The sequence below is a fragment of the Pseudoalteromonas sp. APC 3495 genome, from assembly GCF_030407645.1.
Lineage (GTDB): Bacteria > Pseudomonadota > Gammaproteobacteria > Enterobacterales > Alteromonadaceae > Pseudoalteromonas > Pseudoalteromonas tetraodonis.
The window spans coordinates 1-13669 of record NZ_JASDDA010000025.1 but is presented as its reverse complement, the minus strand read 5'-3'; the positions used below and the strand labels follow the sequence as shown (position 1 = coordinate 13669).

14 protein-coding genes are annotated in these 13669 nt (G+C 40.7%); 4 read left to right on the top strand and 10 right to left on the bottom strand.

Going from position 1 to position 13669, the window contains the following annotated elements; translation table 11 throughout:
• Positions 1–19 precede the first annotated feature (19 nt).
• On the top strand, positions 20–850 hold the full coding sequence (locus QL984_RS11240; protein WP_290172792.1) for a cation diffusion facilitator family transporter: 831 nt from the start codon (positions 20–22) through the stop codon (positions 848–850).
• On the opposite strand, the gene QL984_RS11235 is transcribed toward QL984_RS11240, so the two are convergent.
• From QL984_RS11235 to QL984_RS11225, 3 genes are read right to left on the bottom strand one after another with little or no spacing between them, the layout of a single operon-like run.
• Positions 847–1791 (bottom strand): alpha/beta fold hydrolase, encoded by a 945-nt coding sequence (locus tag QL984_RS11235; protein WP_290172767.1) that lies wholly within the window; start codon positions 1789–1791, stop codon positions 847–849. The two genes, QL984_RS11240 and QL984_RS11235, sit on opposite strands and share 4 nt — an antisense overlap.
• Positions 1781–3208 (bottom strand): ATP-binding protein, encoded by a 1428-nt coding sequence (locus QL984_RS11230; protein WP_290172765.1) that lies wholly within the window; start codon positions 3206–3208, stop codon positions 1781–1783. Before QL984_RS11230 ends, QL984_RS11235 begins: the two co-directional genes overlap by 11 nt.
• On the bottom strand, positions 3186–3875 hold the full coding sequence (locus tag QL984_RS11225; RefSeq protein ID WP_016899750.1) for a response regulator transcription factor: 690 nt from the start codon (positions 3873–3875) through the stop codon (positions 3186–3188). Before QL984_RS11225 ends, QL984_RS11230 begins: the two co-directional genes overlap by 23 nt.
• 167 nt (positions 3876–4042) lie before the next feature.
• Between QL984_RS11225 and QL984_RS11220 the strand changes: the two genes are divergently transcribed.
• On the top strand, positions 4043–4531 hold the full coding sequence (locus tag QL984_RS11220; RefSeq protein WP_036956691.1) for a Spy/CpxP family protein refolding chaperone: 489 nt from the start codon (positions 4043–4045) through the stop codon (positions 4529–4531).
• Between the two features lie 59 nt (positions 4532–4590).
• On the opposite strand, the gene yacG is transcribed toward QL984_RS11220, so the two are convergent.
• From yacG to nadC, 7 genes are all read right to left on the bottom strand, one after another.
• Entirely contained in the window at positions 4591–4821 is a 231-nt protein-coding gene (yacG, locus tag QL984_RS11215) for a DNA gyrase inhibitor YacG (RefSeq protein WP_008114915.1), read from the bottom strand.
• Between the two features lie 64 nt (positions 4822–4885).
• Entirely contained in the window at positions 4886–6562 is a 1677-nt protein-coding gene (gene pilB, locus QL984_RS11210; protein WP_290172761.1) for a type IV-A pilus assembly ATPase PilB, read from the bottom strand.
• Between the two features lie 134 nt (positions 6563–6696).
• Positions 6697–7326, bottom strand: a complete 630-nt coding sequence (gene coaE, locus QL984_RS11205; protein ID WP_290172758.1) for a dephospho-CoA kinase — start codon at positions 7324–7326, stop codon at positions 6697–6699.
• 2 nt (positions 7327–7328) lie between these two features.
• Positions 7329–8234 (bottom strand): A24 family peptidase, encoded by a 906-nt coding sequence (locus QL984_RS11200; protein WP_290172756.1) that lies wholly within the window; start codon positions 8232–8234, stop codon positions 7329–7331.
• A 232-nt stretch (positions 8235–8466) separates the two neighbouring features.
• Positions 8467–9696, bottom strand: a complete 1230-nt coding sequence (locus QL984_RS11195) for a type II secretion system F family protein (RefSeq protein WP_290172755.1) — start codon at positions 9694–9696, stop codon at positions 8467–8469.
• A gap of 79 nt (positions 9697–9775) precedes the next feature.
• Positions 9776–10204 (bottom strand): pilin, encoded by a 429-nt coding sequence (locus QL984_RS11190; RefSeq protein WP_290172754.1) that lies wholly within the window; start codon positions 10202–10204, stop codon positions 9776–9778.
• A 512-nt stretch (positions 10205–10716) separates the two neighbouring features.
• Positions 10717–11562, bottom strand: coding sequence for a carboxylating nicotinate-nucleotide diphosphorylase (nadC, locus tag QL984_RS11185; RefSeq protein WP_290172753.1), 846 nt, complete (start codon positions 11560–11562; stop codon positions 10717–10719).
• Positions 11563–11753: 191 nt separating this feature from the next.
• Here nadC and ampD point away from each other — a divergent pair, with 191 nt between their 5' ends.
• Both ampD and ampE read left to right on the top strand, forming a co-directional pair.
• Positions 11754–12299, top strand: a complete 546-nt coding sequence (ampD, locus tag QL984_RS11180) for a 1,6-anhydro-N-acetylmuramyl-L-alanine amidase AmpD (protein WP_290172751.1) — start codon at positions 11754–11756, stop codon at positions 12297–12299.
• 287 nt (positions 12300–12586) lie between these two features.
• Positions 12587–13438: a beta-lactamase regulator AmpE gene (gene ampE, locus QL984_RS11175; RefSeq protein ID WP_290172750.1), complete on the top strand. Its 852-nt coding sequence runs from the start codon at positions 12587–12589 to the stop codon at positions 13436–13438.
• Positions 13439–13669 lie beyond the last annotated feature (231 nt).

Here is a 13669-nt window from a genome sequence, read left to right as displayed (position 1 = left end):
AGCTTCAAGCATAGTGACCATGGTCATGGTTAGCCTAATGATTGCGACCAAAGCATGGGCTTGGCTGGCGTCGGGTTCGGCGTCGATGCTTGGCTCACTCACTGATTCATTAATGGATATTACCGCGACGCTAATGAGCTTTTTAGTTTTATCGTATGCACTGCGTCCTGCGGATGATGACCACCGGTTTGGTCACGGTAAAGCGGAGGCGCTTGCAGGGTTAGGCCAAGCCGCATTTATTGCGGGCTCGGGCTGTTTATTAATGTTTCACGGTATCGAGCGATTAATAAACCCAGTAGAGCTTTCGCACTCATTATTAGGTGTATGGGTGAGTATTTTTGCCATTGCTTGTACCTTGGTAATTGTATATGTGCAAAATAAAGTCGTGAAGCACACAGAATCAATCGCTATAAAAGCCGACTCCGTTCATTACAAGGGCGATTTAATTTTAAATGCGGCGGTATTGCTTGCTATTTTACTCGCCTACTATGGCGTACTGTATGCCGACCCATTGTTTGCTATCTGTGTGGCAGGTTATTTATTGTATAACAGTTGGGATATAGCAACCGAAAGTGCCTCGCATTTAATGGACAAAGAGCTACCCGATGAAGAAAAGCAAAGTATTTTTGAAATAGCGCGTAACCATAATGATGTTTATGGGGTGCACGGTATTCGCACTCGACAGGGCGGTAAAGTTAAGTTTATTCAACTGCATTTAGAGCTTGATGACAATTTACCGCTTATTCGTGCCCATAAAGTGGCAGATGAAGTGGAGCTGATGATCACTCAGCAATTTGAATCTGAAGTTGATATTTTGATTCACCTAGATCCGCTGTCGCTTAGTAGTTAACCTATTGAATCACAAAATTTATAAAGGCTTGTTAGCAATGGTTGGCGAATTTCGTCCCGCTCAAAAAACAGCTCGTGCTTAGCCCCTTTAAACTGCTTTATTAGGGTGTTTTTATGTCGGCTTGCAAGCTTATGCTGAGCTTGGTTATCAACCACTTCGTCATTTTCTGCGCTGGCTATAAATAACGGGGTTGTTATGGATAGTTTATCGAGCGCTTTAATAAATGAAAAAACAGTATGCAGCCAGCCATAGGTAACACCGCCTAATTGTAATAGTGGCGTTTGCTGATAAGTTGCCCTAAATTGATCATAGCGTATTTGGCTACTGGTTAAAGTGTTAAGCGCAAACTCTTCAGGTGTATAATCGCTTTGTCCTAACGCATAACACCCTGAGAACCCTAATAATGACGCACTGGCAGCGATAAACTGTGCTACGGGTTTTGGTATTCCTTTAGTATGAATATCAAACATGGGCGCAGATAAAAACGCCCCACTAAAGTCATGTGAGTAACGTGCTAAGTAATCAAACGCAATGGCGCCGCCCATTGAATGGCTAAGCAGTAGTTTTTTACCTTGCCAGTGCTGCTGCACCACCTTTTCATTAAACTGGTTAAGATCGTGACTGTAATCTTCAAATTGTTTGACATAGCCTTTATGTGGGTTTTTTAATAACCGATAAGAGCGCCCTTGGCCTTGGTGATCAACAATAAAAACAGCAAAATTATTACAATAAAGCTCCCAAAGCAGCTCTTTGTATTTATCGAGTCCTTCAATGCGCCCAGAACTAATAACAATGGCAGTGTGAGCCTGTTTAGGCTTAGCGTAAGCATAAAATAATTTACCGGCAGCCGTGCTTAAATAGGCTTTTTTGAGTGTATTAGTATAAAACTCATTAATGGCAGGCAGGTTATTTTCAAGCTCGCTTTCATTGCTATAAAACATGGTCTCTCTTTTGTATTGGTAAGCTTATCTCAACGCATAGCCCGCCAGCGTCCTTATTTGATAAAGCTAAATTTCCGCCGTGGGCAATCACCGCATTTTTTGCAATGGCTAAACCCAGCCCAGTGCCGCCGCTGATTCGGTCGCGTGCGTCTGATTGCCTAAAAAATGGCTCACATAGTTTATCAAGTTGCGCTGCGGGAACGCCAGGGCCGTCATCACATATTTGTATAGTGATGATATCACTGTGTTTTAAGGTGATGCTAATAGTATGTTGTGCGTATTTAATTGCATTACGTAAAATATTTTCTAGAGCACTGGCAATCAGCATTTCGTCGCACTCTATATTTACCTCAGCATCACCTTGAATATGCAGCGTTTTATTGTGCTGTTTTGCTTCAAACTGAGCATCGTTAATCACATGGTCAACAATAACTTGTAACGACTGCGCTTGCAGTGATAAAGGTTGGCTATTGGCTTCTAAGCGCGATACCTGCAATACATCGGCTATCATTTTATCAAGTTGATTTGCTTCTTTTTCAATACGCAATAAATACGATTGGCTGGCCTCACTCGCTTGCATTTGCGCCAGCCCTGTGGCCATTTTTAAGCGTGTTAGTGGGGAGCGCAATTCATGGGATATATCGGCAAGTAAACGCTTTTGAGCGCTAAGTAGTTGCTCTAATTGATCTGCCATACGGTTAAAATCGCGTCCTAAAACTCCAAGCTCATCTTTTCGTTGACTATTTATTGCCGCGCGCGCACTTAAATCGCCATTTGAGAGCCTAATTGCAGCTTGTTTTAAGCTATTTATAGGGGCAATTAAGTTACGACTAAATAAAAAGCTTAATGTAAGTGAGGCGATAATGGCGATAGAAATTTTTAACCAAACCGGCAACAATCTTAAGCGAATAAAGAGCGGTCGCTGTTGATTTATATCGATTTCATATAACGCAAATTCGCCTTCAGGTACTCGAATGCGCACAGGGCCAAAAGCTTGGTAGTATTCAGTAAAAATAACTTGTGGAGGCATCCCCTTGCTAAAGTTAAGTAAGCTTAAATCAATATTGTTCTCAACATCTTTACTGATCAAAACCTCATCGCTGTTTTGTGAATTTAAATAAAGTAATTTACGTTTAGTTAAACGCGGATGAGTAATAATGTCATTAATAGATCGCTTGTGTTTATGTGCGCTGCGCTCGATAGCTCGTGCTAGGTATTCTAGGTTTTTCTGCATTGGTCCTTGCAGTGGGTCATGGCTAATAGCATTGATCAGCGAAATATTACTTAAGAAAAATAGCGCAGTAAAAGTGCCAATGATCGTTAGCCAAAACCAAGCAAAGACTTTAAAAAACAAATAATGTCGAGGGTGTCTTAACCAGCTAAAACGCGTTAATTTACTCTCCTTGGATAAAGACATAACCCGTCCCTCGAATAGTTTTAATTTTTTCACCCGCGATATGCTCGGCTATTTTTTTTCGAATATTACTCACATGCATATCAATAGAGCGATCAAATGACGCTAAACGCCGTCCTAGTACCTCTTCGCTTATTTGCTCTTTGCTTATAACATCAGGAGCGTGTTTTACTAATAAAGCCAATATTTCGTATTCGGTACCCGTAAGCGTGAGTGTGGTGTTATTTACACTGGCTTCACGCGTGGCAAAGTTAATAGTAATACCGTTTAAAGAGAGCTTTTTATTATTGTTATTGCTTACACTATTAATGTGTTCAATACGGCGGGTAATGGCTTTAACGCGGGCAAGGAGTTCGCGGTGGTTAAACGGTTTTGGAATATAGTCATCAGCGCCGAGCTCTAAACCAAAAATACGGTCAAAGTCTTCACCTTTAGCGGTCAACATAATCACCGGCGTTAATTTACTTTGCCTGAGTTGTTTGAGTACTTCAAAGCCATCTATAGAGGGCAACATAACATCAAGTAATATAAGCGCGTAATCGTTTTGTAAAGCAAGCTCTAAGCCTTGTTGGCCATCATGTGCGGTTTGTATGCTAAAGCCTTGTGCGCTCAGATACTCGCTTAATAGCTCACATAAACCTGTGTCATCATCAATCATTAATAGTTTCATACATTAAGCCTTACGCGCTGTTTTATGGTTTTATTTTACGCGTTTAATGTACTAAAAGTTAGTCTTTACATAACCTTTACACTGCTTTGCGTTACTTTGCATTGAGCCGGTTATAGTGAACACACTGGCTAGCAGCCAACAACCAACTCAATATTAAGGTGATGATTATGACTAAGATAAACACGCTATCAAAATTAGTACTTATATGTGGCTTAACAGTAGCAACGCTCAGTGCGGGCAGCGCACTTGCAAAAGGTGATGGCCATAAACAAGGCCACTCTCAAGCACGCTTTTTACTCTCTGAGCGAGCAGCAGATAAACTGGCGCTTACTGAAGATCAACAAACACAACTAAAAGCGATTTTTGAAACACAAAAAACACAGCTCCAAGCTCTAAGAGGGGCTAATAAAGAAGCCCGTAAAGCAATACGTGAAGCGTACAAAGAAAAAAAAGAGGTGTTATTATCAGCATCAACATTTGATGAAAACGCAGCCAAAGAGCTACTTGGCGAGCGCCAAGTAAAAGCTGAGCAAATGGGGTTAATTAAACTTAAAACGCAACATCAAATTTGGCAGGTCTTAAATGCTGAGCAACGTGAACAGCTTGAAAAAATGCAACAACGTAAAGATAAAAAGCATCGCAAACAAAGAGCATAGCGCTTTCAAGTAAAGCAAAAAGCCAGCTTTTAGCTGGCTTTTGTTTTTAAGTCGTTTTATTACTTAAAAAAGTCATCTTCGTTTTTTGCCATCATTGCTTCAATATCTTCAATCATGTCTTGGCTGAACTCATCTGCAGATGTAATCGGCGCTGAAATTTTATTATTTTCAAACGACCATTCACCTAAATCAATAAGTTGGCAACGTTTTGAACAAAAAGGGCGATTCGGACTTTGTTCTGACCATTCTACTTTTGCTTTACAGGTTGGGCAGTTAACCACTGTTGGCATAATTTACTCTCACATTAATATAGGCTTTGCGACTCAATTTATAATAAACAGCTAAGCTTTCTATTTAAAAACTAGTGACACGATTAATCTCAGCAAGTGAGGTCACACCCTCTGCGGCTTTACGAATACCCGATAAACGCAAATTGTTATATCCTGCTTTAAGTGATACCTCAGCAATTTCTAATGAGTTACCGCCGCGCATTATAATTTGTGCTATTTCAGGCGTAATTTTCATTACTTCGTAAATACCAACACGGCCTTTGTAGCCATCGGTACAGTTTTCACAGCCTTTAGGTGCGTATAAAACCATGTCTTGAATTTGTTGTTCACTAAAGCCTTGGCGTATAAGCTCTTCGCGAGGTAACTGCTCTGGTATTTTACATTTAGAGCATAATCTTCGGGCTAAACGCTGAGCTATAATTAAACTAATAGAACTGGCCACATTATACGCGGGTACACCCATATTTAACAAACGAGTAATCGTTTCTGGCGCTGAATTGGTATGCAGTGTTGAGAGCACCAAGTGACCTGTTTGCGCCGCTTTAATTGATATTTCCGCAGTTTCTAAATCACGTATTTCACCCACCATCACCACATCGGGATCTTGACGTAAAAACGCCCGCAGTGCATTAGCAAAAGTCATATCTGCTTTAGTATTTATTTGTACTTGGTTAACCCCTTCGAGGTTAATTTCTACCGGATCTTCAGCGGTACTAATATTCCGCTCCGGCTGATTGAGTATATTTAAGCCCGTATACAAAGAAACCGTTTTACCTGAACCGGTTGGGCCGGTAACCAAAATCATTCCTTGCGGTTGCTCAAGTGCATCGAGGTATAGTTTTTTCTGCTCGGGTTCATAGCCTAATACATCAATACCTAGCATGGCACTGGATGAATCAAGAATACGCATTACAATTTTTTCGCCCCACAAAGTTGGCATGGTACTAACACGAAAATCAATGCTTTTACGCTCTGTTACCTTAAGCTTAATACGGCCATCTTGTGGTTTACGCTTTTCTGCAATATCCAGTCGCGACATTACTTTTATTCGCGCCGATAGCTTACTGGCCAATGTATTTGGCGGGCTGGCTACTTCGTGCAAAATACCATCAATACGAAAGCGAATACGGTATTTGTGTTCATAAGGTTCAAAGTGTAAATCTGAGGCGCCTTTTTTTATTGCATCCATTAAAATTTTATTAATGTAGACAATTATCGGGGCGTCGTCTTTGTCATCGTCTTTAGGAGTGTGTTCTTTGTGCTGCTCAGAATCGAGTTCAGCGAACTCTTTAAATTCGTCTTCACTTAAATTTAAACTGCCAGTGGCATCGAGTAATTGCTCAATTTTGTTATCGAGCTGGACGTAGTCAACCACAACTACTTCGCACGATAAACCCGTGCTAAATTCAAAGTTTTCGAAGGCACCATAATCGGTAGGATCTGAGGCGGCAATATACACTTTTCTGCCTTTTTGTACCAAAGGCAAAATATGGTGTTTGCGGATCAGTTTTTCTTTAACCAGCTCAGCTGATATTTGTGCAACATTAAAATCTTTTAAATCAAAAAAAGGCACTCTAAATAAATCAATGCATTGCTCAGCTAAATCTTTACTGTCTATTTTTCCACATTTAGATATAAGCTCTGCAGTTGACGCAAAATCTTGCTGCCGTGTTTTTACGGTATCAGTATCAACCCGGCCGAGGGTAATAAATTTTCTTAATAACGGTGAGTTAATATTCATTGCGCACCTGATTTAATCCTTCTTTAGTCAGCAATTTATCAGAAAAAAGAAAGGAATACATTAATCGTACCAACGCAGCAGACAATTTACTGATAAAAATATCAGTTTATTGCGCTGCGATTGGGTTAATTTATTTATATTGTAGACTTAGCTTGCTGTAAATAATAATTATGCAGTTTAAGTAAGTCTTGTTTTACATCGCTTAGGTCGCGGTTATTATTTAAAATATCATCCGCTTTTTGTTGTTTATGCTCTCGAGACATTTGTGCGTCAATAATTTGCTCTGCTTGTTCAATGCTTATATTGTCGCGCTGTGTAGTACGTGCAATTTGCACCTCTTTGGGAACATCTATTAGCAAAGTACGATGACAGTAGCCATCAAGCCCATTTTCAAATAATAGTGGGGCAACTAACACCACGTAGTCGCTTTGCGCGTTTTTTAAATCAATAATAAGCTGAGTGCGTATTAATGGGTGCAGCAGGGCATTGAGCCATGTTTTTTGCTCAGGGTTACTAAAAATGCGCGCTCTTAGCTCGCCACGATTTAAAGCGCCATGCTCATCTAATATATCATTGCCAAAATACGCAATAATCGCTTTTAGGCCTTCAGTGCCGGGTTCAACCACTTGGCGAGCCACAATATCTGCATCCACAATAGTAATGCCTAGCTCTGCCAACATATCGCTAACTGCGGTTTTACCACAGCCAATCCCGCCGGTTAGCCCCAATACCCAATTTCTTATGTGATGTTGTGTATTGCTCATAATTAGTAGCCAATAAAATTAAAATAGCTGTTTTGCAGTTGTGTACCCCATAGCATAGTGATCCAGCCGGCTATTGCTAAGTAAGGGCCAAAAGGAATGGGCGTTGCTTTGTTTTTACCTTGAATACTCAGTAGAGCAATGCCAATTACAGCGCCAACTACGCTTGAGAGCAAAATAATGGTCAATAACGATTGCCAGCCCAGCAAGGCTCCAAATACGGCAAGTAATTTAAAGTCGCCATAGCCCATGCCTTCTTTACCGGTTATTAATTTAAACAACCAAAACACACTCCATAAGCTTAAATAGCCACATGCTGCGCCAATAATGGCATCGCTAGGGGCAATGGTATAACCCATAACAGAGGCGATTAGCGCTAACCATAAAAGTGGCAAAGTAAGCTGATCCGGCAGTAGCATGTGATCAATATCAATAAAAGTCAGTGCTACCAATGCCCAAGTAACTACAATGTACAATAAAGCCTGCTCTGTTGCGCCAAAGGTGAAGGCAACCACTAAACTTAAAATAGCGGTAATGGCTTCAACGAGAGGGTAACGAATTGAAATTGGGTTATCACAGGTCGCGCATTTACCTTTTAAAAATAACCAACTAATAATGGGAATATTTTGCCATGGCTTAATGGCTGCTTTGCACTTTGGGCAACATGAGTTGGGTTTAACTAAGTTAAACGTGTCAGTAGCGGCTGTATGGTGAGTATGGGAGCTGGTTAGTTCATCGGCTAATAGCAAACGGCATTCAGTTTGCCATTCTTTTTGCATCATCAGCGGTAAGCGATAAATCACCACATTTAAAAAGCTACCAATACATAAACTCACTAGGCCAATCGTGGTTAAGTAAAACCATAAGTGGCTTTGCATCGCAGCGGTGATATCAATAAAAAAAGTATGCATTTATTTTACCTAAAACTAAATTCTGTGTTGATAATACAGTGGTTTTATATAAGTGCAAAGTTAGGGGGCAGGATGTTAGGTTCGAGGTTCGAGCGACGAGTTGCGTGGAACCACTGCGCTTTAATTGTTCTGTAGGCGAGGCTTTATGCCGCGCACTTTAGTTGCGGGCAACGAGCTTCGGGTAACGGGCCTAGAAACTCGAAACTCGAAGCTCGAAGCTCGAAGCTCGAAGCTAAATAACTGAACCTAGTTGGAATATAGGTAAGTACATGGCGACAATTAAGCCACCGACTAATACACCGAGCACTGCCATTATTAACGGCTCAAGTAAGCTAGATAGGCCATCTACGGCGTCATCTACTTCTTGCTCATAAATTGTGGCAACTTTAGCCAGCATGCCATCAAGCGATCCTGACTCTTCACCAATGGCAACCATTTGTATTACCATATCTGGGAATATTTTTGAATTACGCATCGCCCAGTTCATTTGATTACCTGAACTTACCTCGGCTTTTATTTCTAAAATAGCATAACGATAAACCGCATTACCTGATGCTCCAGCTGCAGAATCAAGCGCATCTACCAGCGGTACACCCGCAGCAAAGGTGGTCGATAAAGTACGCGCATAGCGCGCGACCGCTGCTTTATTGAGTATCATGCCAATAACTGGGAGTTTAAGTATGGCGCGGTCAGTGGCATCACGCAGTTTTAAACTTCTTAAATGTGCTTCTTTAAATATATAACCAAAGGCAATTACTGCAATGAGCGCTATCCACCAGTTGGCTTGCATAAATTCAGAAATGGCGATGACAAATAAAGTAAAGGCGGGGAGCTCAGCGCCAAAGCCGGCAAAAATATCTTGAAATTGCGGCACTACAAATATCAGTAATATGGAGGTTACAATCAGCGCCACCACCAATACTGCAATCGGGTAAAACATGGCTTTTTTAATTTTTGATTTAAGCGCTTCTGATTTTTCTTTATAAAGGGCGACGCGGTCAAATATTTTATCCAAAGAGCCTGACTGCTCACCAGAGGCCACTAAATCGCAATATAAATCATCAAAATAACGGGGGTGCTTTCTCAGTGCTGTTGATAAGGGCTGGCCAGCTCTTACTTCATCGCCAATGGTTTCCATCAGCTTACTCACGCTTTTATTGGTCGAGCCTGAGCCTATCATTTCAATCGACTGAATCAGAGGTACACCGGCCATGAGCATAGTAGCTATTTGCCTAGTCACTAAAGCAATGTCTTTGGGAGTGATTTTTTGCACGCTTTGGAAACCAAACAAAGGCTTCGCTTTACGTTTTACTTTTGAGGGGGTAATACCTTGTTTACGAAGCTGCGCTTTGACTAATGCAATGCTAGATCCCGTAAGCTCACCTTCAAGCTTCTTGCCTCGTGCGCTTACACCTACCCATTGGAAAGTATCTAAGCCTTTATTTTCCTGTTTTTTTTCCATGAATGGTCTCTAATAAGTTATAAAGGTAGCAAAAGCTACCTTTATAACATTTAAGCTTGGAGGGTTTCTGTTTTTATGTTTAAGAGCCTGCTGAGCAATCTTTTGGCAGAAGGTCTTTATCGGTTACAGTCGACTCACAAGTCCAAGCTCCGGTATCGCTTGCTCGTTTAAGTGTAATTGTTTTTGTGTTTATTGGCGCACTACCTTTTAACGTACCAATAATGCTATCAGAAGTAACGGCGTGTTTTGAACAAGCCGCTGCAGAGCTTAAGCCTATTTCTTTTGCGTCATCTGTACTCGCCGTTACACCAGTACCTTCGAGGGTTAATATTTCAAATTGTGTTTTACCTGGCGTAATTTCTTGATAGCAAGCGGTTACTTGGGATTTTGCGGTATAGTTTTGATATTGCGGCAGTGCGACTGCTGCTAAAATACCGATGATTGCTACTACAATCATTAATTCAATTAGGGTGAAACCCTTTTGGTTTTGTTGTGTCATTGTTTGCATGTTTCCTCTCCTAAAGGATAATGTTGTGGTAAGCCAAACGGGTATAAGTTTTTAAATTTAACTTATGTTGTTTACTTAACCTGTTACTACAAAAATAAAATCATTTTGCCAAATTTAGTGCTGTGTTTAAGCGGTAAAATATTGGCCGCAAAGATATCGCACTGCATGGCGGTTATTCGTTAATTTATCCCTTACTTGAGCATAAACCTAACTATTAAAAGTTAGTTATAACCCGCGTAAGTTACAAGCTAATTATAAAAATAAACCCTATCGCTTATTTTTACTCTGTCCCTTATAAATGCTTTTTCACTCTTTTTAACTAATTAAATATTTAAAACTAGTCAATATGAATGAGTCTAACACTGTTTATTGCGCTTTTGTATGTAAAAACTTTATAAAAAACGCATTAATTTAATAACTTGTTACAAATAGTCCTTTTGGATTATTTAATGCCCTTTTTTAAAAGCTGTCAATCAATTAGCGCAAGAAACTATAAATAGTTTTTACATTATTTACTCAAATCGCATCGATAAATCGATTGATTGTAAATTTTTTGTAAGCGCACCACTTGAGATAAAGTCCACGCCTGCTTGCGAGTATGCTTTGAGCGTTTCCAAGGTCATATTGCCCGACACTTCAAGTTTTGCGCGCTTATTTGTAATGCTAACCGCTTGGCGTATTTGCTCAGGATTAAAATTATCTAGCATAATAATGTCGGCGCCTGCGCTAATGGCTTGCTCTAGCTCATCAAACGATTCAACTTCAACCTCTATAGGTTTATCGGCATGATTTAGCTTAGCTTGAGTAACCGCGTTATTAATTCCTCCACAGGCCGCTATGTGGTTTTCTTTAATTAAAAACGCATCAAATAAACCAATTCGGTGGTTTGCACCGCCGCCACATTTAACTGCATACTTTTGCAGCGCTCTAAGCCCTGGAATAGTTTTACGGGTATCGAGCAGTTGCGTGCTAGTACCGCTTAACTCTTTTACATAGTGCGCTGTGGTGGTGGCCGTACCAGAAAGCGTTTGTACAAAGTTAAGTGCGGTGCGCTCGGCTGTTAAAATAGCGCGAGCAGAACCAGAGGCAGTAAATAAAGTGCTATTGGCACTGACAAAGTCGCCGTCGTTCACGCATATATTTACAACCACGCTTGGGTCGACTTGTTTAAACACTTCAATGATTAGGTCTTTACCACAAAAGATGCAGTCTTCACGGGTGATCACTTTCGCATTGGCTTGCTCTGCTTGAGGAATAAGCTGTGCGGTAATATCGCCTTGTTCAGCGCTTTGGTAATTTAGATCTTCATCAAGTGCTAAGGTAACAAGTTGACTAATTAGGGTATGCGAAATAGACATGAAAAAGCTCATAATAGATAATAAATTAACTAAATTTTACTCTGTTTAATTACTAAATAGAAGCAGCTAACAACTAAACTAATCAGCCAGCGCTTAATTTACACGTTGATCATATTTTATCGTTTAGTATTACGCTATCTTTATAGGGTTAAATCTATTAGCATCTTGATATACATCAATTTTGGTTAGTTATGAAAATAGATTCTTTAGGCGTTATAACTAATATTAGCCAGCGGGCGTGTAGCCACTTTGACGAGCGACCTGCTCAGTGCGATATTTCGCTGTTGGTTATTCATAATATTTCATTGCCCGCAGGGCAGTTTAACACTCCGTACGTTGATGATTTATTTATGGGGTGTATTGATTGTAATGCACATTCTAGCTTTAGTGACCTAGAGGGACTTAAGGTGTCAGCGCATTGTTTTATTAAGCGCTGCGGCGAAGTTATACAGTATGTGCCTTTTGAAAAACGTGCATGGCATGCGGGGCGCTCCTGCTTTGCTGGGCAACAAAATTGTAATGATTTTAGTATAGGTATAGAGCTTGAAGGCACAGATACAATTAACTATACCGATGCGCAATATCAAAGTTTAGCTGCATTGGCGCAGGCTATTATGCAGCGCTATCCAAAAATAACAGCCAGTAATATAGTTGGGCATTGCGATATAGCCCCTGGGCGAAAAACCGACCCTGGAGCGAGTTTTAACTGGCGTAAGTTTTTTAACCTAATTAAATAACTAGGGTCTGTTGACCTTTCAAGGTTAAATTTGCAGCAGTCTGTTTGGTATTTAGGCAAGGCAGCGCCTATGTGGTGTGGTTATTCCCCATAAATAGGCGATAACGTAGCATCAATGCCAAACAGGCGCTGCCCTTCGGGTTCTGCCTAGGGACGATTTACTCTTTGTTGCTCGGTTTTGACTTAGCCCACTAGGTTACAAACCTCGCGCCGCGATTAAATCGCCCCTAGTTTGAACAAATTATAATCCGCAAGGGTCAACAGACCCTAAATTAAGCGAGTAACAACATGATTTTGGTTTCAATAATAATTGCACTGATACTTGAGCGTTTAGGTGCTCGCTCTGCGCATTGGCAAATGAGTTATTACGCTAATGGCTACTTAACTCGCTCTGTTAATTTATTGACCAACAAAGGTTTATTTGGCACAGCAACAGGTTTTTTAATTTGGCTATTACTGCCTGTGATTGCTGTTGGGTGTGTGTATTTTTTATCTGACTTTGCACTTTGGCAGCTTGTTTTTAATGTGGCGGTGTTACTCGTTTGTTTTGGTTGTGCTAAGCAACGCGCTTTGTATAAGTCGTATTTAAATGCACTGACTCGAGGGGATCAAACCGCTGCGTCTTTATATGCTTTGCAATTAGGGCAAAAACGCACCCAAGAGCAACAAGGCGGCGAAACCTTAGGGCAAACGCTGGCTTGGGTTAACTTTCGATTTTATTGTGCGGTTATATTTTGGTTTGTGGTGTTGGGTGTTGCCGGAGCTGTTTTTTATGCGCTAGTGCGCACCCTTGCCGACTTAGTCAGTGACAATCGTGATGAAGTCATTGCTAAGCACTTTAAACTCCTCCACCGTTTACTATTTTGGCTTGATTGGCTCCCAGCGCGTATTACCAGTTTTGGCTATTTAGTGATTGGTAACTTTAATAAAGGGACTAGCTGTTGGCTACATTACGTGTTTGACTTTTCAAGTCCTAATCGCAAGGTGGTTACTTATACTGCATTGGCCGCCGAGCAAGTTGAAGAGCGCTATTATGGTTGCACCTTTGAAGCCACCTGTATGATCAAACTGGTTAAGCGAAATGTACTTTTTTACTTAGTGTTAATTGCCTTAATGACTTTATTTGGTGGTTTAAGTTAAAAAGCAGTGGTTAGGTTCTAGGTATTAGGTAGAAATTAAGCCAAGCACTGTGCTTAGCTTGGTGTCGGCGGGCTACGAGCAATGAGCAACGGGCTTAAAACCTTTGATCTTTAACCTAGACCCTAAATATGCGGGAGATAAACTCTCGATTACAATAAAATAAAGGTATGTTTGTATGAGACGCTACGTTTTACCCTACTGCCGAACCCCGAACCCCGAACTGATCTTTTA

Coding starts and splice junctions, on each gene's coding strand:
- QL984_RS11225 (WP_016899750.1), bottom strand. CDS start 3,875: ATGAAACTATTAATGATTGATGATGACACAGGTTTATGTGAGCTATTA.
- QL984_RS11230 (WP_290172765.1), bottom strand. CDS start 3,208: ATGTCTTTATCCAAGGAGAGTAAATTAACGCGTTTTAGCTGGTTAAGA.
- ampD (WP_290172751.1), top strand. CDS start 11,754: ATGAAAATAGATTCTTTAGGCGTTATAACTAATATTAGCCAGCGGGCG.
- nadC (WP_290172753.1), bottom strand. CDS start 11,562: ATGTCTATTTCGCATACCCTAATTAGTCAACTTGTTACCTTAGCACTT.
- QL984_RS11200 (WP_290172756.1), bottom strand. CDS start 8,234: ATGCATACTTTTTTTATTGATATCACCGCTGCGATGCAAAGCCACTTA.
- QL984_RS11195 (WP_290172755.1), bottom strand. CDS start 9,696: ATGGAAAAAAAACAGGAAAATAAAGGCTTAGATACTTTCCAATGGGTA.
- pilB (WP_290172761.1), bottom strand. CDS start 6,562: ATGAATATTAACTCACCGTTATTAAGAAAATTTATTACCCTCGGCCGG.
- yacG (WP_008114915.1), bottom strand. CDS start 4,821: ATGCCAACAGTGGTTAACTGCCCAACCTGTAAAGCAAAAGTAGAATGG.
- coaE (WP_290172758.1), bottom strand. CDS start 7,326: ATGAGCAATACACAACATCACATAAGAAATTGGGTATTGGGGCTAACC.
- QL984_RS11240 (WP_290172792.1), top strand. CDS start 20: ATGGTCATGGTTAGCCTAATGATTGCGACCAAAGCATGGGCTTGGCTG.
- ampE (WP_290172750.1), top strand. CDS start 12,587: ATGATTTTGGTTTCAATAATAATTGCACTGATACTTGAGCGTTTAGGT.
- QL984_RS11235 (WP_290172767.1), bottom strand. CDS start 1,791: ATGTTTTATAGCAATGAAAGCGAGCTTGAAAATAACCTGCCTGCCATT.
- QL984_RS11220 (WP_036956691.1), top strand. CDS start 4,043: ATGACTAAGATAAACACGCTATCAAAATTAGTACTTATATGTGGCTTA.
- QL984_RS11190 (WP_290172754.1), bottom strand. CDS start 10,204: ATGCAAACAATGACACAACAAAACCAAAAGGGTTTCACCCTAATTGAA.